The organism is Curtobacterium flaccumfaciens UCD-AKU, from assembly GCF_000349565.1.
In the GTDB taxonomy this organism is placed as follows: domain Bacteria; phylum Actinomycetota; class Actinomycetes; order Actinomycetales; family Microbacteriaceae; genus Curtobacterium; species Curtobacterium poinsettiae.
Genome location: NZ_KB714611.1, coordinates 88,559 through 106,957, shown reverse-complemented (window position 1 = coordinate 106,957; position 18,399 = coordinate 88,559). Strand labels below are relative to the sequence as shown.

At 70.4% G+C, this 18,399-nt stretch carries 15 protein-coding genes; 9 read left to right on the top strand and 6 right to left on the bottom strand.

Annotated elements, in window-relative coordinates; genetic code table 11:
- Positions 1 to 259: 259 nt before the first annotated feature.
- Positions 260 to 1,594, top strand: coding sequence for a fibronectin type III domain-containing protein (locus H489_RS26770; RefSeq protein WP_017886811.1), 1,335 nt, complete (start codon positions 260 to 262; stop codon positions 1,592 to 1,594).
- Positions 1,595 to 1,664: 70 nt separating this feature from the next.
- Here the strand turns inward: H489_RS26770 and H489_RS26765 are convergent, their stop codons facing one another.
- On the bottom strand, positions 1,665 to 2,588 hold the full coding sequence (locus H489_RS26765; RefSeq protein ID WP_031259530.1) for an NAD-dependent epimerase/dehydratase family protein: 924 nt from the start codon (positions 2,586 to 2,588) through the stop codon (positions 1,665 to 1,667).
- Between the two features lie 125 nt (positions 2,589 to 2,713).
- Here H489_RS26765 and H489_RS26760 point away from each other — a divergent pair, with 125 nt between their 5' ends.
- The 4 genes from H489_RS26760 (at position 2,714) to opgC (ending at position 8,677) form a co-directional block, all read left to right on the top strand.
- On the top strand, positions 2,714 to 3,499 hold the full coding sequence (locus H489_RS26760) for a TetR/AcrR family transcriptional regulator (protein WP_017886809.1): 786 nt from the start codon (positions 2,714 to 2,716) through the stop codon (positions 3,497 to 3,499).
- A 185-nt stretch (positions 3,500 to 3,684) separates the two neighbouring features.
- Positions 3,685 to 5,757: a glycosyltransferase gene (locus H489_RS26755; protein ID WP_017886808.1), complete on the top strand. Its 2,073-nt coding sequence runs from the start codon at positions 3,685 to 3,687 to the stop codon at positions 5,755 to 5,757.
- Complete coding sequence (locus tag H489_RS26750) at positions 5,754 to 6,164, top strand: ATP-binding protein (RefSeq protein ID WP_017886807.1); 411 nt, start codon at positions 5,754 to 5,756, stop codon at positions 6,162 to 6,164. The genes H489_RS26755 and H489_RS26750 overlap by 4 nt, the downstream gene beginning before the upstream one ends.
- A complete protein-coding gene (gene opgC / locus H489_RS26745) occupies positions 6,161 to 8,677 on the top strand; it encodes an OpgC domain-containing protein (RefSeq protein WP_152427222.1) in 2,517 nt (838 codons plus the stop codon). Before H489_RS26750 ends, opgC begins: the two co-directional genes overlap by 4 nt.
- A 72-nt stretch (positions 8,678 to 8,749) precedes the next feature.
- On the opposite strand, the gene H489_RS26740 is transcribed toward opgC, so the two are convergent.
- The 5 genes from H489_RS26740 to H489_RS26720 form a co-directional block, all read right to left on the bottom strand.
- Positions 8,750 to 9,844 (bottom strand): Gfo/Idh/MocA family protein, encoded by a 1,095-nt coding sequence (locus H489_RS26740; protein WP_017886805.1) that lies wholly within the window; start codon positions 9,842 to 9,844, stop codon positions 8,750 to 8,752.
- A 5-nt stretch (positions 9,845 to 9,849) separates the two neighbouring features.
- The gene (locus tag H489_RS26735) at positions 9,850 to 10,713 is read right to left on the bottom strand and encodes a ThuA domain-containing protein (protein ID WP_017886804.1); all 864 of its coding nucleotides are present in this window, start codon (positions 10,711 to 10,713) and stop codon (positions 9,850 to 9,852) included.
- A 49-nt stretch (positions 10,714 to 10,762) separates the two neighbouring features.
- Positions 10,763 to 11,650, bottom strand: coding sequence for a carbohydrate ABC transporter permease (locus tag H489_RS26730; protein WP_017886803.1), 888 nt, complete (start codon positions 11,648 to 11,650; stop codon positions 10,763 to 10,765).
- Complete coding sequence (locus tag H489_RS26725; RefSeq protein ID WP_017886802.1) at positions 11,647 to 12,507, bottom strand: carbohydrate ABC transporter permease; 861 nt, start codon at positions 12,505 to 12,507, stop codon at positions 11,647 to 11,649. Before H489_RS26725 ends, H489_RS26730 begins: the two co-directional genes overlap by 4 nt.
- A 148-nt stretch (positions 12,508 to 12,655) precedes the next feature.
- Positions 12,656 to 13,888: an ABC transporter substrate-binding protein gene (locus H489_RS26720; protein ID WP_031259521.1), complete on the bottom strand. Its 1,233-nt coding sequence runs from the start codon at positions 13,886 to 13,888 to the stop codon at positions 12,656 to 12,658.
- Between the two features lie 153 nt (positions 13,889 to 14,041).
- Between H489_RS26720 and H489_RS26715 the strand changes: the two genes are divergently transcribed.
- The 4 genes from H489_RS26715 to H489_RS26700 all read left to right on the top strand — a co-directional run bounded on the left by H489_RS26715 (position 14,042) and on the right by H489_RS26700 (position 18,358).
- Positions 14,042 to 15,058 (top strand): LacI family DNA-binding transcriptional regulator, encoded by a 1,017-nt coding sequence (locus tag H489_RS26715; RefSeq protein WP_017886800.1) that lies wholly within the window; start codon positions 14,042 to 14,044, stop codon positions 15,056 to 15,058.
- 167 nt (positions 15,059 to 15,225) lie between these two features.
- On the top strand, positions 15,226 to 16,545 hold the full coding sequence (locus tag H489_RS26710; RefSeq protein ID WP_017886799.1) for an ABC transporter substrate-binding protein: 1,320 nt from the start codon (positions 15,226 to 15,228) through the stop codon (positions 16,543 to 16,545).
- Positions 16,542 to 17,510 carry a carbohydrate ABC transporter permease gene (locus tag H489_RS26705; protein ID WP_017886798.1) on the top strand — a complete coding sequence of 323 codons (969 nt, stop codon included), beginning with the start codon at positions 16,542 to 16,544 and terminating at the stop codon, positions 17,508 to 17,510. The genes H489_RS26710 and H489_RS26705 overlap by 4 nt, the downstream gene beginning before the upstream one ends.
- On the top strand, positions 17,510 to 18,358 hold the full coding sequence (locus tag H489_RS26700; RefSeq protein ID WP_027464448.1) for a carbohydrate ABC transporter permease: 849 nt from the start codon (positions 17,510 to 17,512) through the stop codon (positions 18,356 to 18,358). The genes H489_RS26705 and H489_RS26700 overlap by 1 nt, the downstream gene beginning before the upstream one ends.
- Positions 18,359 to 18,399 lie beyond the last annotated feature (41 nt).

The following is an 18,399-nucleotide window of genomic DNA, read 5'->3' as shown; positions in this document are numbered from 1 at the left end:
CCGTGCCTCCCGTCCGTCGTCGGTGCGCGTTCCGGGCCCGCGAGACGCCGTCGTGTCGCTTCCACGCCGCCGAGTCGGCGAGACGCCGCCGGATTCCGCGGCGTCTCGGGAACACGACGGCGTGTGCGGGGGTACCAGGCGGCATCTTGCGGTGCGGGGAACCGCACATCCCGCCCGCAACCGTTCCCCTGCGGTCGGCACGGTGCTGTGATACCCGGAGCCGTGACGCAGGGAGCCGCGGAGAAGGCAGGGGAACATCGTGCACCGAGCACTCATCACCGCGGTCGCCGCCGCGGCGCTCGTCTTCGGAGGTGTGGCGCCTGCGACGGCGCACACCTCCTGGTCGTCGGTGCCGGGAGCACCGACCGCCGTCCGCGTCACCGGCGACGCCGACAGCGCCACGCTGACGTGGCGTGGCCCGAAGCACGGCGCGAAGGTGACGGGCTGGAAGGTCGCGGTCGCCGCCGTCGCGAACCGGCACGACCGTCAGGTCGACCGACTCCACCAGCGTGCCCGCTCCGACCGCTTCGACGAGCTCTCGCCCGCGACCACGTACCGGTTCTCGCTCCGTGCCCTCGGACACCGGGGGACCGGCCGCACGATCACGCTGCGCTGGACGGCACCACCCGCACCCGAGCCGGAGACGCAGTCGCTGTTCGGGCTCGACGGCAACGGTGATGTCGTGCGGTTCGCGGACTCCGGCAGCGGTGCGAAGACCGTCGTCGCGAGAGACGTCGAGGGCTTCGCCGCGAATGCCGACGGTGACGTGTTCACCCCGACGGCGGACGGCACCGCGATCCTGCTGCACCCGGCCGACGGCGGCGGGATCTCGATCATCGCGTCCGGCTTGCACCTGACCCCGGACCTGCGGGCGGACGTCGCCGGCAACCTGTACTGGGTGGACTCGGTGACCGGTGCGGTGCAGAAGCTGTCCGTCGGCACCTCGACCCCGAAGGTCGTGCTCGACCTGGGTGGCAAAGCCGTCGGGAGTGATCAGCGTTTCTGGACGGTCACCCCGGACGGCAAGGTCGTCGTGCTCGGCGGAACGGTCAGCCAGCCGTACGTCAAGGGCACCGGCATCGCACCCCGCACGTTCACCGGGCCGAGCGGCATGATCGTCGGCTACCCCGCCGGTGTGCTCGCGGACTCGCAGGGCAACGTCTACGTCGACATCCGATCGACCGGTGCCGCCGGGTCGTGGATCTGGTACCAGCTCAAGCCCGGGGCGACCGAACTGACGAAGATCGAACCGCGGTACGCGTTCGACTACGCCGCCGCGAACGCCGATGGCTTCTCGCTCCTGCAGTCGGCGCAGTTCTGCCCCGCCCCGTCGGAGTACCGGCCGGGCGGGTGCACGATCGACCGCGGCATCCCGGACAAGCTCGTGGTGGGCAGCGGCGGGACGTCGACCGTGCCGGTGACCGGGCTGACCGCCGGGTCGCGTGGCGAGCACCTGGGTGCCGCCTCCGCCGACGGGGACGTGTTCGTCTCGATCGAGAGCGGCCCCTCGGTCGGGCTGTGGAAGGTCCCCGCCGCGGGTGGAGCTGCGCAGCAGCTCGACGTGGCGCAGTACTCGAGGCTGCTGGTGATCTGACCGGCGGTGCGAGGCGGAAGGGGGTGGGACGCAATGGTGCGTCCTACCCCCTTCCGTGTGTGGCTCGCGGTCAGGCCACGCCGGCGGCCGTGCGGCGGCACACCTCGTCCCACGGGGTCGGCTCGATGCCGAAGCGGGTGCGGCTCTCGGCGTCGTCGACCACGTACGGCGCGGTCCACTGGTAGGTCAGGTCGGCCAGCTCGCGCATCATCGGCGACACGAGCCCGCCGACGCGGAACAGGGCCGCGGGCATCCGGCGTACCGGCACCGCGGGCTTCCCCGTCGCCGCGAGGACGTCGGTGAGGGCCTGGCGCTGCGTTCGCGCGGGGTTGCTCGGCACCATCCACGTGCGGCCGTGGGCGCTCTCGTCCTCGGCGGCGGCCACGAGGGTCCGGGCGACGTCGAGCACGTCGGTGAAGGTGTGCGGCAGGTCCGTGCGGCCGACCATCCACACCGCCCGGCCCCGCAGTGCCGCCGGCAGCACGCGCGTGACGTGCCCGTTCGCGCCGATCCCGGGCCCCAGGTAGTCCGAGGCGCGGACCTCGACGGCGCGGATCCGGCCCGCGTCGTGCGCGGCGAGGGCGTCGGCCCACATCCGCGCCCGGAGCACGCCCTTGCGGTCCGTGGCCGCGTCGGGCAGTCCGGCGCGCATGTGTCCGTCGACCGGGCCGTACGGGTACAGGTTCCCGGTGATGGCGTACGTCGCACCGGTCCGTTCGGCCGCGGTGAGCAGCGCTGCGGCGAGCGGGGGCCAGGTGCGTTCCCACTGCGTGTAGTCGCCGGGGTTCGCGCAGTTGTACAGGACGGCCGCTCCCTCGGCGGCGCGGGTGAGCGCGTCGGCGTCGGAGGCGTCGAGCGCGAGGTGCTCGACCCCGGCGACGCCGGTGCTGCGCCCGGAGCGGGAGACGACGGTGACGCGGTCGCCCCGGGCGTTCACGAGTCCGGCGACGTGGCGGCCGACCGGGCCGGCGCCGATCACGATGTGGTGGGACATGGTCTCCTGCTTCCTGGTCGATGCGAGAGCAGTGCTCTCGGAAGCGAGCATGACCGCTCCTGTGCGGAAAAGCAAGAGCACTGCTCTCCTTTGTGTGCGCTGCTCTCTCGTGCCAGGATCGACGGATGGCACCCACCGCCCGAGCGCTCGCACGGCAGACGGTCACGGCCGACATCCTGGCCGCGGCACGCACCCGTCTGACCGACGAAGGTCCGGCGGCCCTGAGCCTGCGTGCCGTCGCCCGTGACGTCGGGATGGTCTCGTCAGCCGTGTACCGGTACTTCCCGAGCCGCGACGACCTGCTGACCGCCCTGCTCATCACCGACTACGACGAGCTCGGTGCCGCGGTCGAGGCCGCCGGTGCGGCAGCCGGACCCGATGCCGGGTCGCGCTGGGTCGCGATGTGCCGGGCGATCCGTGACTGGTCGATCGCGCACCCGGGGGACTTCGCGTTGCTCTTCGGCTCGCCGGTACCGGGCTACGCCGCGCCGCGCGAGACGGTCGCACCCGCGACACGGACGACGCTCGCCCTGGTGCGCGTGGTCGCGGACGCCGTCGGCTCCGGTGCGCCCGGTGCGTCGGGTGCGTCGGGCGGATCGGGTACGTCGGGCTCGCCCGTCACGTCGACGCCGGGGACGGCCGGGAGGCCCGGATCACCCACCGCGCCCACGGCGGCTCCCGGGGTGGCCGGTCCCGCCGTCGCGGACGGGGTCGCCACCCTGCGCTCGTTCGGCATCTCCCTGCCCGACGAGGTCCTGGTCCGGACGCTGATGGCCTGGACGACGGTGTTCGGGACGATCTCGTTCGAGCTCTTCGGGCACTTCGTGGGGTCCGTGTCCGACGGTGCGGCGTACTTCGACCAGGTCATCGCACGCCTGGCCGACGACCTGGGGTTCACCGCCGTCTTCTGAGACGCCGTGTCCCCAGATCGGGTGAGCAACCTGACAGACTCCCCACCCGTGCGGTAGACAGGTCGTCACGCCCAGGTCGTGCCCGACGACCGAAGCGGACGACCGGCACGGTGGCCCCCGGGTCAGCTGCCGGACGGAACCACTCTCGGGCGTGCGCTGCGGCCGGGGCCCGCGGATCAGGAGGCATGCTTGCGACGCAGCACGTGCGACGGCACCACGGTCGGGGCGACCCGGTGACCGCGCTCGACGTCAGCCGACAGGACCGCCGCCGACTCACCACCGGAACGGCCCGCCGGCGCCTGGTCACCGTGCGGACCGTGGCGCTCCTGGCGTCCCTCGCCGGGGTGAACTACATCGTGTGGCGCTGGGCGGCCTCGGTGAACTGGCACTCGTGGTGGATCGCGGTGCCGCTGATCCTCGCCGAGACCTACAGCGTCATCGACTCGCTGCTCTTCGCGCTCGGGGCCTGGCGGCTCCGGGAGCGCGGCGAACCGCCGGCGAAGCCGTCCACCGACGTCACCGTCGACGTCTTCATCACGACCTACAACGAGCCGGTCGACCTGGTGGAGCGCACCGCCCGCGCGGCGAAGGCGATCACGCACCCGCACACCACCTGGATCCTCGACGACGGCAACCGCCCCGAGATGCGCGCGGCGGCCGAAGCGCTCGGCATCGGCGTCATCACGCGCGGCGCCGACTGGGTGGACCGGCCACGGCACGCGAAGGCCGGCAACCTCAACAACGCCCTGCTCGCGACCCAGGGCGAGTTCCTGCTCATCCTCGACGCCGACCAGGTGCCGGACCCGGCGATTCTCGACCGCACCCTCGGCTACTTCAAGGACCCGCAGATGGCGCTCGTGCAGACGCCGCAGTGGTTCGAGAACGTCCCCGCTGCCGACCCCCTCGGTAGCCAGGCGCCGCTCTTCTACGGCCCGATCCAGCAGTCGAAGGACGGCTGGAACGCCGCGTTCTTCTGCGGGTCGAACGCGATCCTGCGGCGTGAGGCACTCATGCAGCTCGGCATCTCGCGCTACGTGGCCGAGGTCGAGGCGTCCGTGCAGCGCACCCTCGCCACCTCGCGCAAGCTCCTCGCCCGTTCCCGCGAGACCGAGACCGACCCGCGCGTGCTCGATGCCCTCGACGACGCCGAGGGCGTGGTCGACCGCGCACGCGAGCAGGTCCGGTCCGGCGAACCCCTGGGCGACGTGACCTACGCGTTCCAGCGGGGGATCGACGCCATCGCGTTCCGGTTCGCCGCCGCCGACCTCGAATCGGTGCGGAACGACCTGCAGGAGCTCGCGGCGATGTCCACCGACGCGAACACCTTCGCCGGACTCGACGACGCCGCCCTCGACGTGCTCGGGCGGCGTGAGGCCTCGCCGGTCGCCGCCATCGAGTCGATCGCCGTGCTCGCCCGTGCCCTCGACGTCAACCGTGACGACGAGGCCCAGCCGATCATGCCGCTGGCGACGATCTCGGTGACCGAGGACATGGCCACCGCGATGCGCCTGCACGGCCTCGGCTGGAAGTCGGCGTACCACGACGAGATCCTGGCGACGGGCCTGGCCCCCGAGGACCTGCCGACGATGCTCGTGCAGCGACTGCGCTGGGCGCAGGGCACCATGCAGGTGTTCTTCCGTGAGAACCCCCTGGTGCAGAAGGGGCTGTCGTGGGGGCAGCGGCTCATGTACTTCTCGACGATGTGGAGCTACCTGTCGGGGTTCGCCGCGATCGTCTACATCGCGGCGCCGGTGCTCTGCCTGTCGTTCGGGGTCGTGCCCGTGCAGGCCTACAGCGTCGACTTCTTCGCCCGGCTCATCCCGTTCCTGGTGTGCAACCAGCTGCTGTTCTGGGTGGTGGCCGCCGGCAGACCGACCTGGCGCGGGCAGCAGTACTCGCTCGCCCTGTTCCCGATCTGGATCGAGTCGGTGACCAGCGCGTTCCAGAACGTCTTCCGGGGCAAGCCGCTCGGGTTCCGCGTCACCCCGAAGGTGCGCGACGAGACCGAGCAGAAGCCGCGGTGGGACCTGGTCAAGCCGCAGCTCTGGGCGATGGGTGCCCTGGTCGCCGCCCTGGTGATGATCGTCATCCGGTACCTGACCGGTCAGGCCGAGGGGATCGCGCCGCTCGTCAACACCGCGTGGGTCGTCTTCGACCTGTTCATCTTCAGCATCGTCATCCGCGCGGTCCGGTACCGCGGCCCGGCCACCCCCGCACAGTCCGAACACGAGTCGAGCACCGCCGGAGGGCCCCTGTGAGCACCGAGACCACGTTCGAGGTCGCCGCGACGCCCGACTCCCTCAACGAGGTGCAGGACCGCTTCGCCGCGTGGTGGGACGGGCTCGGCATCGACGACGTGCGGCTCCGCTTCGCACTCGAGACCGCCCTGGCCGAGGTCGCCGCGAACATCGTCGAGCACACCGTCCGCGCCGACCGGGGGACCGGGCGCCGGTACTCCGTGCGCCTCCAGGCCACCGACCAGGCCCTGACCGCGGTGCTGACCGACAACGGGATGCCCGTCGACATCGACCTGAGCGCCGTCACCATGGCCGACGTCGAGCAGGAGAGCGGGCGTGGGCTGGCGCTCGCGATCGCCGCGCTCGACCGGCTCGAGCACCGGCACGAGTCCGGCCACAACGTCTGGATCCTCGCGTGCGACCGGTGAAGCAGCAGGTGGCCCGCGCTCTCGCCCTCCTCGTCACGATCGCCACGCTCCTGCTCGGTGGTGCGCTGCCCGCGTCCGCGGCGTCCGCGGCGTCCGCGGCGTCGGCGTCACCCGTGCAGCGGGCCGCCGCCGTCGAGCCGGCGGGGGGCTCGACGTGGTTCGGCCCCGACCTCGACTGGGCGAGTGACTCGCCCGAGGGCTACGAGGGACGGCTCGGCGCGACGCCGTCGATGTACGGCGTCTCCGTCGACTACCCGCTCGACGGCCCGGCCAAGCAGGAACTCCTCCGGTCGGCGCGCGCGGCGGCGACCCAGGGTGCGGTGCTCGTCGTGAGCCTCGAACCCGACCGCAGGCTGCGGTCGCTCGACGCCGGGGACGCACGCGCCGTCAACTCCGTGTTCGAGGACCTGCACGACCAGTACGACACCCAGGTGCTCGTCCGGTTCGCACCGCAGATGAACGGCACGTGGGTCCGGTGGGGGCAGCAGCCGACCGAGTTCGTCCGGGCGTTCCGGGCGCTCGCCACGACCGTGCACGCGGGCGCGTCGGACGCGCTCATGGTGTGGTCCCCGGGGTACGGTGCCGGCTACCCGTTCGGCGAGTCCGCCGGGCGGCTGCGGGACCTGTCGGTGATCGACGTCGCGAAGGCGGACACCAACGGCGACGGACAGCTCACCGGTGCCGACGACCCGTACGGCCCCTACTGGCCGGGGGCCGAGGCCGTCGACTGGGTCGGGCTGTCGATGTTCTCGTACGGCAAGGGCGACCCGACCGAGGCCGCCGGTCGTGCCGTGCCACTCACCCGCAGCGGTGAGGTCGAGTCGCGGTTCGACGAGGACTGGGGCTACGACCAACCCCAGTCGGAGACGTTCTACGACCGGTTCGCGGTGGCCGACGACCGCCCGATGCTGCTCGACACCGGAGCCCTGTACAACCGGGAGCTGCAGGGCGACGCCGAGCTCCAGGTCAAGCGGAGCTGGTGGCGGCAGGTGCTCGCCGCCGTGCAGGAGCGTCCGCTGATCCGGGGCATGACCGTGCTCGAGGCGGAGCGCCGCGAGCCCGAAGCCGGCAACCGCGTGGCCGACTGGCGACTCACCGCGGACCCGGACGTCGCGAAGGCCTTCCGCGCCGACCTCGAGCGGTCCGGGGACTTCGCCTTCGGCCCGGTCACCGACCGCGTCACCGTGCAGCAGGGCAACGCCGCGATCTCGCAGGAGTACGAGACCGGCGGCGACCAGATGGCGTGGATCGTCTGGCTGGCCGCGGGCCTGGCGATCGTCTTCCTGCTGAGCGGGGTCTTCGGGCGGCTGCTGCCGAGCTGGCGCTACCCCGACGACGGCAAGCCAGGCCGTGACCTGCGCCTCGACCTGTTCCGCGGGTTCATCATCCTCGCCGTGGTGATCACCCACATCGAGATCGGCGGACCGTACTCGTACCTGACGCTGCACGCCGTCGGGGCGATCACCGGCGCCGAGATGTTCGTGTTCCTGTCCGGCATGGTGCTCGGCATGACGTACCCGTTCGCCGTGAAGAAGTTCGGCGAGTGGGCTGCGGCGATCGGGGCGTGGAAGCGCGCACGCAAGCAGTACGTCGTCACGCTCGTGGTGATCGCCGTCGTGTTCGTGCTGAGCTTCGTGCCGTTCCTGAACACCGACGCCATCACGACCTTCACCGACCGGGGCACCGGCCTCGGCGGGGTCGACGCCGAGGGACGCGTTTACGACCTGTACCCGAACGTCATGCAGCTGCTCGCGTACCCGCCGCCCTGGTACGCGATCCGGCAGTTCCTGCTGCTCGAGATGGGGCCGTGGCCGTTCAACATCATGGGGCTGTTCGTGGTGCTGAGCCTGTTCATCCCGGCGTTCATCTGGGTGATCCGCCGCGGGTTCTGGTGGGCGCTCCTCGCCGCCAGCTGGGCGCTCTACGTGTTCCAGGCGCTCAACCCGGACTTCCGCCCGCTGAACTCGCAGTTCGAGGCGGTGTTCCCCCTGTTCACCTGGCAGGTCGTGTTCACCCACGGGCTCGTGCTCGGGTACTACCGGCGGCAGATCGTCGGCGCGCTCACCGGGCGTCTCGGCAAGGTCCTGGTCGGCATCGCGGTCGGCGGGTACGCGGCGTTCCTGGTCTACGTCTGGGCCGGTGACCACTTCGGGTTCACCCCGGTGCCGTTCCCGGCCGAGATGTACCAGTCGCTGTACAACACGGCGTACCAGCGGGTGGACCTGCAGTGGGGCCGCCTGGCGGACATCGCGTTCTTCGCGGTCGTGTCCTACGCGATCCTCACGGTGTTCTGGAAGCCCATCGCCGCCGCCATCGGCTGGCTCTGGATCCCGCTCGGGCAGGCGAGCCTGTACGTGTTCGTCTGGCAGGTGTTCTTCGCCCTGGCGATCGCGTCGATCCCCGGTGTGCCGTGGGGCGACTTCTGGATCGGGTTCGTGGTGCACACGGCGCTGATCCTGCTGGCCTGGTACATGGTCCGCAAGAAGTTCCTGTTCTCCGTCATCCCGCGCTGATCGCGCGCTCCGACGGACGGGAGGCCCGTGGCGGTGTCGCCACGGGCCTCCCGTCCGTCCTGCGGTCGCGTCTCAGGACGCGGGCAGGCGCGCACGGAGCGCGCCACGGACCGACTGCCACGCCGCCAGGCGGTCGCGGACCGCGTCGTCCTGCTCGGCGGCCAGGGCGTCCCGGTGTGCCTGCTCGAGCACCTCGTCGATGACGACCCGGCGCCCGCTGCGCGCCGACGTGATCGCGGCGTCGACCATCGTGAGGCTCATGACGTTGCCGTGCACCTCGCCGTCCGGCACCTCGCCGGAGCGGACGGCCCGGACGAAGGACGCCAGCGACCCGGCGATCTCGTGTCCCACCGACGGTGCCGTGACCGGGGACCCCGGTGTGCCGTCGAGGTCGCTCGACGGGTCGTGGTCGCCGTCCCAGAGTGCCGTGCCGGCGGCTCCGGAGGCGCGCCAGTCGCCGTTCCACGAGGTCTCCGCACCCGGCGCACACCAGGAGCCGTCGTAGACGTAGCGGACGTCGTCCTCGAACGTGAAGACGGCGGCGGCGGCCGCGTCGCCCCGGTACCAGGACCACGACGGGTTCCACGACTCGCAGTACACCGACACCGGATCGCGCTCGAGCACGTACCGCGCCGAGTCGAAGGCGTGGATGGCCATGTCGAGCAGCAGGACGTCGTCCATCTCCTCGCGGAAGCCACCGAAGTGCGGTGCCTTCGCGAACCGGGTGCTCAGCCCGCCCACGACACCGAGGTCGCGGACGTGCTGCCGGAACGCGACGAGCTGGTCGTTGTAGCGGCGGGACTGCGACACCATGAACAGCTTGCCGGTGGCCTCGGCGGCTGCCGCGAGCGACAGCGCCTCGGCGACGGTCTGCGCGGCGGGCTTCTCGCCGAGCACGGGGAGCCCGGCACGGAGCGCCTGCATGGTGACCGGGTGGTGCGCGACCGGCACGGTGATGTCGAGCACGGCCTCGGCCCCGGTCTCGGCGGCCAGCGTGGTCAGGTCCGTGCCGACCGGGATCGACGGGTCGCCGGCGTGTGCGGCGCCGGCACGCGCGGCGTCGAGGTCGAGGTCGACGATGCCGACCAGCTCGACCTCGGGGTCGGCGGCGACGGTGGCGAGCCAGGCCCGCCCCATCCCGCCGGCGCCGACCTGCAGGACGCGCAAGGGGCTCACGCCTGCGCCCCGTCGCGCTCGGCCGCGGGCGCACTGGCTGCCGGCTCGGTGACCGCGGGCTCGGCGGCCGCCGGGGCGGCCGTCTCCGGCTCGGCGTCGTCGAACGGGCCGCGGTAGTGCTGCCCGTCGAAGTACTCGCCCAGGTCGTAGCGGCGGAGCGTCGGCATCTCGCGCTCGCGCTCCGGCCGTGCCCACTCGGCGCCGTTCGCGATCACCCGGCGGACGTCCGGGTGGTGGTAGACGGGGAAGTCCTGGTCACCGGGGGAGAAGTAGAAGATCTTCCCCAGGCCGCGGCGGTACGTCATGCCGCTCCGGAACACCTCGCCGCCCGTGAAGCCCGAGATGAACACGAGCTCGTCGGGCGTCGGGACGTCGAAGTACTCGCCGTACATCTCCTGCTCGGGGATGACGATCGGGTTCGGCACCCCGCGGGTGATCGGGTGCTGGGGGTTGACGGTCCAGACGAGCTCCTGGTCGTGCTCGCTGCGCCACCGCAGGGTGCAGGTGGTACCCATGAGCTTGCCGAAGATCTTCGACCAGTGGCCGGAGTGCAGCACGAGCAGCCCCATGCCGGAGAGCACGTGCCGGTGCACCCGGTCGACCACGGCGTCGTCGACGTCCTGGTGTGCGGCGTGCCCCCACCAGGTGAGCACGTCGGTGTCCGCCAGGACCTCGTCGGTGAGGCCGTGCTCCGGTTCCTGCATGGTGGCGGTCCGGACGACGGCCTCGGGCAGGTGCTCGCGGATGCCGTCCGCGATCGCGCCGTGCATGCCGTCGGGGTACCGCTCGGCGACGTGCTGCTCGACCTGCTCGTGGACGTTCTCGCCCCAGACGGTGATGCGGAGCGGGGTGGTGGTCATGGTGTGTGCCTTTCTGGCTGGGATGCGTGGCGGCTTCGGTCCGGTGCCGTCACTTGACGGCACCGCCGAGGGCACCGGCGGAGATGTACTTCTGCGCGAAGATCAGCAGGACGGCGGCGGGCAGGGACGCCAGCACCGAGGTCGCCATGACGGGACCCCAGTCCGTGACGTTCGAGCCGATGTAGTTGTAGATGCCGAGCGTGATCGGTCGGACCGCGGTCGTCGACGTCAGGGTCAGTGCGATGAGGAAGTCGCCCCACGCGCCGAGGAACGTGAAGAGCGCCGCGGTGACGATGGCGTTCCGGCTGATCGGCACGACGATCGACACGAACGCCCGGAAGTCGCTGGCGCCGTCGACGAGTGCCGCCTCGACCAGGCTCGGTGGGATCGACTCCATGAACGCCCGCATGAGCAGGATGGCGAAGGGCACCTGGACCGCGCTGTCGGCCAGGATCAGCCCGACGTAGCTGTTGAGCAGCCCGATGTTGTTGAACAGCGTGTACAGCGCGTTCGCGATGACGATCGCCGGGATCATCTGCGTGATCAGCAGCACGAGCAGGAACACCCGGCCGCCGCGCATCCGGAACCGTGCGAGCCCGTACGCGGCCGGTGTCGCGATGGCGAGCGTCAGCAGGACGGTGCCGAGTCCGATGATCATGCTCGAGACGAAGTTCTGCCCCTGCTGGGCGAACGCGGCCTGGTAGCCGGCGAAGGTGGGGGAGAACGGGAACCACGTGGCCGTGGCGGCCCCGGACGTCGCCTGCAGGCTGGTGTTCACCATCCAGTAGACGGGGAACACCATGATCGCGAGGAACACGCAGCCGAGGATCGTGAACGGGATCCCCTTCGCCGAACCGCGTGGCCGGGGGGCACGGGCGCTCTTGGTGGTGATCGCGCGGGTGGCGGTGACGGTCTGGTTCGCGAGTCCGACGCTCATTCGTCGACCGCCTTCCGTGAGATCGCGATGTAGACCATCGCGAAGACGAACGAGACGACGATGAGCACGTTGCTGACCGCGGCTCCGATGCCGAACTGGAAGTTGATGAACGACTGGTGGTAGGCGTTCGTGGCCAGGGTCTGGGTCGAGTTGGCCGGGCCGCCGCCGGTCAAGCCGAGGATGATGTCCACGACCTTCAACGTGTAGACGACCCCGAGCACGATCACGACACTGACCACCGACCGGATGCTCGGCCAGGTGATGTACCAGAACGCCTTGAACCCGGTGGCGCCGTCGAGCGAGCCGGCCTCGTAGAGTTCCGGCGGCACGGACTGCAGGCCGCTGTACAGGATCGTCGTGTTGAACGGGATGCCGAGCCAGACGTTGACGCCGATCACGGCGATGAGCGCCAGGCTCGGGCTGACCAGCCACGGCACGGGGGCGATGCCGACCACACCGAGGAGCTGGTTGAGCGCGCCGCTGTCCTGGTCGAGCAGCCACTTCCACACCGCGCTGGACGCGATGAGCGGCAGCAGCCACGGCAGGAGCAGCAGTCCCCGCAAGAAGCCCGACAGCGGGAAGTGCCGGCGGAAGAACAGCGCCAGGCTCAGCCCGATGACGAACTGCAGGATGATCGAGCCCGCCGTGAACAGCGCGGTGTTCACGAGGCTCGTCGTGAACACCGAGCTCTGGAACACCGAGATGTAGTTGGCGAGTCCCACCCAGGGGGCCTCGCCGGTGAAGAAGGTCGCCGTCGTGTAGTCCTGGAAGGACATGACGATGTTCTTCACCACCGGGTAGCCGAAGAAGACGGCCACGAAGACCGCCGCTGGCACCACGAAGAGCCATCGGGTCACGCCGGATCGGAACCGGGCTCGTCGTTGCCCGGGTCGGGGTGTCGTCACGGGCGGGATCGTCCGTGGTCGTGTCTGTGTCGAGGCGCTCACGCCGGGGTCCTTTCCTCGTCGCCGGAGGGAGCCGACCGGTCGGCCGGCTCCCCGTGGACTACTGCTCTTGGGACTGCGCCTGCTTGAGCGCTGCCTCGGGGCTGGCCTTGCCGGTGAGGGCGAGCTGGACGGCGGTGTAGATCTTCGTGGCGGCTTTGGGCCAGTCGGGTCCGAGCTCACCGGTGCGAGCGCGGGCGGTCTGCACCGTGGTCACGAAGGACGCGACCTGCGGGTGGTCCTTCGCCCACGCGGCGCCGGCCTCGAGGTTCGTCGGCACGTTGCCGCTCACCTCGGACAGGGCCTTCTGCATCTTCTGCGTGTGCAGACAGCCGACGAACTTGCCGGCGAGCTGCATCTTGTCCTTGTCACCGGTCTGCGGGACGGTGAACGCCTCGCCGCCGAGCGGTGCGACCGTGGCCTCGCCGGTGCGTGTCGGGATCGGGACGCTGTCGAACTCGAGGCTCTTCTTCTCGTTGAGCGCCGGCAGCTGCCAGGGGCCGTTGATCATCATCGCGGCCTTGCCGGCCAGGAACTGGTTGTTGACGTCCGCCTGGGCCCAGTTGATCGAGCTCTTGGACATCGAGCCGTCGTCCTGCAGGTCCTCGACGAGCTGCAGGGCCTGGGTGGCGTCCGCGGTGGCGATGTCCTTCTCGTCACCACCGTTCGACCAGAAGAACGGCAGGAACTGCCAGGTGCCCTCGTACGTGTTGATGTTGCTCATCGCGAAGCCGTAGGTCGAACCCTTGGTGAGCTGCTTCGCGGCGGCCTTGAGCTCGTCCCACGTCTTGGGCGGCTGGACACCGGCGTCCGCCAGCAGCTTCTTGTTGTAGTAGAGCGCGATGGAGTTCGTGTTCGACTGCAGGCCGTAGAGCTTGCCCTTGTAGGTGCTCGCCGCCTTCACGCCGGGGACGTCGCCGTCGGCGTCGAGCCCGTAGGCCGACAGGTCGGACAGCGCACCGGACGACGCGATCTGCTGCACGTCGGGGTTGTCGAGCATGAGGACGTCGGGCAGCGTCTTCGACGACGCCTGCTGCAGCACCTTCGAGATCAGGCCGGCGCCGGCGACGTGGTTGATCGTGACCGTCGCGCCGACTTCGTTGGCGCACTGCTTGTAGACCGGGTTGTAGTTCGCGTCGTAGTAGTCCTCGATCGTCAGGGCCTTGCTGCCGCCCGACGAGGCCGATCCGGAGCCGGAGCACCCGGACAGGACCAGGGGGACCGTGGCGAGCACGGCGACGGCGCCGACGAGGGCGCGGGTCCGGCGCGACTGGGAGGGGAATCTTTGCTTCATTGCAGAGCTCTTCTCTTGACGGATGCTGGGACAGGCACGCATCGACGAGGCCGCTGACGTCATCGTCGCTGTGCTCCTGGGGCGAGAAGCTAACAGATAAGCGCTTCACCTGTAAAGCGCTTTTCTGACACGGCGAGCGCTAGGATCAGCGGCATGGCCACGATGCAGCAGGTCGCCGATCGGGCGGGGGTCTCGATCGCCACCGTGTCCTTCGTGGTGAACGGGACGAAGTACGTGACCCCCGGCACCACGGCGCGGGTGCGGACTGCGATGCGCGAGCTGAAGTTCCGTGGCAACGTCGTCGCCCGTGCGCTCGCGAGCCGACGCACCCGGATCATCGCGCTGCTGTTCCCGACCACCGGCAACCGCTTCAGCCCGACCACCTCGCAGTTCTTCATGAGCGCGGCGGAGCGTGCGTCCGAGCGGGGGTACCACCTCGTGCTCTGGCCCGTGGACCCCGCCGGCGACGACCTGGACGACCTCGTGTCGGGCGGACTCGTGGACGGCGTCATCCTGATGGAGGTGCGGATGGACGACCCCCGCGTCGCCGTCCTCACCGACCTCGACGTGCCGTTCACCCTGATCGGCCGGACCCGCGACAGCAGCGGGCTGCCCTTCGTCGACATCGACTTCGAGACGACGATCGAGGACAGCCTCGACCACCTCCAGGCCCTCGGGCACCGGCGGTTCGGGCTCGTCCTCGAGGACCTCGAGGGCACCCCGATGGCCGGGTACGCACCGCACCTGCGCGTCGAGTCGACGTTCCGGCAGGCGATGCTCGAGCGCGGACTGACCGGGACGATCGTCACGGCGGGGCCCGGCAGTGACGGCGGCCGGCAGGCCACGAGTGACCTGCTCGCGGCGGACCCCGACGTCACCGCTGTGCTCGTGATGAAGGACGACTCGTCCGCCGGCGTCCTGGTCGGGCTGTACACCGCCGGGCGGCGGGTCCCCGAGGACGTCTCGGTGCTCAGCATCGCGTCGTCCGAGGCGAACGCGGACCAGCACTACCCGCGGCTGTCGACGATGGTCGCCCCCGGCCCGGAGCTCGGCGTGCGGGCCGCCGACGCCCTCATCGAGCAGCTCGACGGCACCTCGGAGGACCTGCCGCACTTCCTGCTGCCGTGCACGCTGCGGATCGCCGAGTCCACGGCCCCCGCCCCGGCCTGACCGCCCGCCGGTCCGGAGGCGCGGGTCGTCCCTGCCACGCGCCTCCAGGCCGTCGGCCCCGGCCCCACGGAGCCACCAGCGAAAGCGACAGATCCCTGCGGACAGCCCAGGCTCCGCCTGGTTGTGTGGATGCACAGGTTCGCAGCACCACACGTCGAGGAGGACGGATGGCCATCGACCGGAGGACGTTCATGCTCGGGGGAGCGGGGGTGCTGCTGCTCGCCGGCTGCTCCACCCGACCCGAGCGCACGCGGGTCGAGGACTGGCCCACCGAACCGCCCGAGGGCGAGGCGACGATCAGCTGGTGGGCCGGCCAGGTCGCCTCGAAGGACGGGGGTGACCTGCGTCGTCGGCTCATCGCGGAGTTCCAGAAGGAGCACCCGAACATCCGGGTCCGGATCGTCAGTGCCCCGAGCGACACCGACACGAACCGCACCAGCCTGACGACCCAGATCGCGGCGGGCAGCAGCACGCCGGACGTCTACCTGGGTGACGTCGCGTGGCCCGGGCAGTTCGCGAAGAACAAGCTCGCGACCCCGGTGAACCAGCTCGTCGGTGAGGACTTCTTCGACCAGTTCCCCGAGGGGCTCCGGCTCGCGGCGAGCGTCGACGGCACGTACTACATGTTCCCGCTCTACATCGACGAGTCGTTCTTCCTGTACCGGAAGGACCTGCTCGCGAAGCACTCCCTGCAGGTGCCGGCGTCGTGGGAGGAAGTGCGCGAGACCGCCGCGAAGCTCGTCGACACCGGTGACGTCAGCTACGGGTTCGCGTTCCAGGGCGACGTGTACGAGGGGCTGACCTGCAACGTCACCGAGTTCGTCGCGGATGCTGGTGGGTCGTTGCTCAACGACGACCTGACCAAGCCCGAGACGACGAGCTCCGAGACCAAGCGCGCCTTCGAGTTCATGCGCTCGCTGATCACCGAGGGGGCGTCGCCGCGGGCCACCCTGACGTACCAGGAGCAGGACACCAACGACGCGTTCTCCGGCGGCCGTGCGGCGTTCCTCCGCAACTGGTCGTACGCGTGGGGGATCGCGAACGGTCCGGACAGCCGGGTCGCCGGCAAGGTGGGTCTGGCCGCCCGGCCGACGTTCGACGGCATGGACGAGCACCACTCGACGATCGGCGGGTGGGGGAACTACATCAACCCGCACACGCAGGAGCCCGCGGCGGCACTGACCTTCGCGCGCTGGATGTCGAGCGAGACCGCGCAGCAGTTCCTGACCCGCGAGGGCGGCGTCCTGCCGGCGCGGAGCGCCTCACTCGTCAGCGAGGACGCGAAGCGCCAGGAGCGTCCCACCTACGACACGGCGGCGGGCATCACGCTCGTGCCCCGCCCGACCTCGACCGCCTACTACCCGAAGGTGTCGCAGGGCATCTACCAGAACGGCAACAGCATCCTCGGTGGGCAGGCGTCCGTCGACGGCGGCACCAGCGCGATGGCCTCCGCCATCTCGCTGGCACTGCAGGGAGCAGCGCTGTGAGCGCCGGCACCGCGACACGGCCGGCACGGCCTGGAGGCACGGGGCGCGTCGATCCGCCGCCCCGGCCGACGGGGCGGTCGCGTCTCGACCGCATCCGCTCGCGGGGTGCGTGGGGCTTCGCGGCCCCGGCGCTCCTGGTGGTCGCCGCGGTCACGATCTTCCCGGTCGTGTACTCGGTCGTCCTGAGCCTCGCGGACGTCGAGGTCGGCTACGAGGGCTTCACCATCCAGTCGTTCGGGTTCGACAACTACGCGGCCCTGCTGCAGAGTGCCGACTGGTACCGGGCGCTCGGGTTCACGGTGCTCTACACGGTGGTGACGGTCTCGGTCGAGCTCGTGCTCGGCATGCTCGTCGCGCTGGTGCTCGAGCGGCTCGGGGCCACCCGCGGCTGGATGCTCGCGCTCATGCTCATCCCGTGGTCGCTCGTCACCATCGTCAACGCGCAGCTGTGGAAGTACATCTACGACAGCACCTACGGCGTCGCGACGTGGTTCTTCGGTCTGTTCGGGGACGCCCCGGTGATCCTCGGTGAACCGGTGCCCGCGATCACCGGGCTGATGGTCGCGGACATCTGGAAGACGACGCCGTTCGTCGCGATCATCCTGCTCGCCGGGCTGGTGCAGATCTCCGAGGACCACTACGAGGCCGCCGAGCTCGACGGGGCGAGCACCTGGCAGACGTTCTGGCGTGTGGTGCTGCCGCAGCTCACCCCGACCCTGACTATCGCGGTGCTGTTCCGCATCCTGCAGGCGTTCGGCGTCTTCGACCTGCCGTTCGTGCTGACGAACGGCGGACCGGGCACCGCCACCCAGTCGCTCGCGATCATGGGCTACAAGGTGCTCTTCCAGGACATCAACATCGGTCCGGGCGCCGCGATCGCGACCTCGACCGCGATCATCGTCGCGGCCGGGTGTCTGCTGTTCCTCCGGGCGTTCCGGAACCAGGCGAAGGGAGGGGACGACTGATGCCCCGTCAACGTGTGCGCAAGGGCTGGCGGAAGTGGGTCAACACCGTGAACGTCAGCGGTGTCGTCATCGCGGTGCTCACGGCGCTGCCGCTGTACTGGCTCGTCACGACGTCGCTCAAGCCGGCGTCCGAGATCGGGCAGTCGCCGCCCACCGTGTGGCCGCAGTCGTTCACCTTCGACAACTTCGTGGTGGCCTTCCGTGACAACGCGCTCGGCCAGTACATGGTGAACAGCGTCATCGTGTCGGTGTCGACCACGGTGATCGTGCTCGCGCTGGCGTTCCTGGCCGGGTACGCGCTGGCCGGCCGGTTCATCCGGGGCCGAACGGCGATCATGACCTCGTTGCTCATGCTGTCGGTGTTCCCGGCGATCGCGGTGCTGACGCCGCTGTACCTGCTCGAGCGCAACCTCGGGCTGCTCAACTCGTACCCGGGTCTGATCGTGCCGTACGTCGCGTTCAACCTGCCGTTCGCCATCTGGATCATGCGGAACTACCTGCAGGGGATCCCGTCGACGATCGAGGAGGCGTCCGAGATCGACGGGGCCGGGGCGTGGCGCACCGTGCTGAGCGTGATCCTGCCGATGGCCAAGCCGGGCCTGTTCACGGTCGGCGTCTTCACCTTCACGGCATCGTGGAGCGAGTTCCTGATGGCGCTGACCTTCAACAGCGAGAACTCGTTCCGGACGATCCCGGTCGGCATCGCGCTCTTCGGGACGCAGTTCACGGTGCCGTTCGCGCAGATCTTCGCCGCGAGCGTGGCCGCCACGGTGCCGATCGTGATCCTGGTGCTCGTGTTCCGCCGCTCGATCGTGTCCGGTCTGACCTCCGGCGCCGTCAAGGGGTGACGGGTGTCCGGCATACGGAGATAGGTAGAGAACTTACCTAG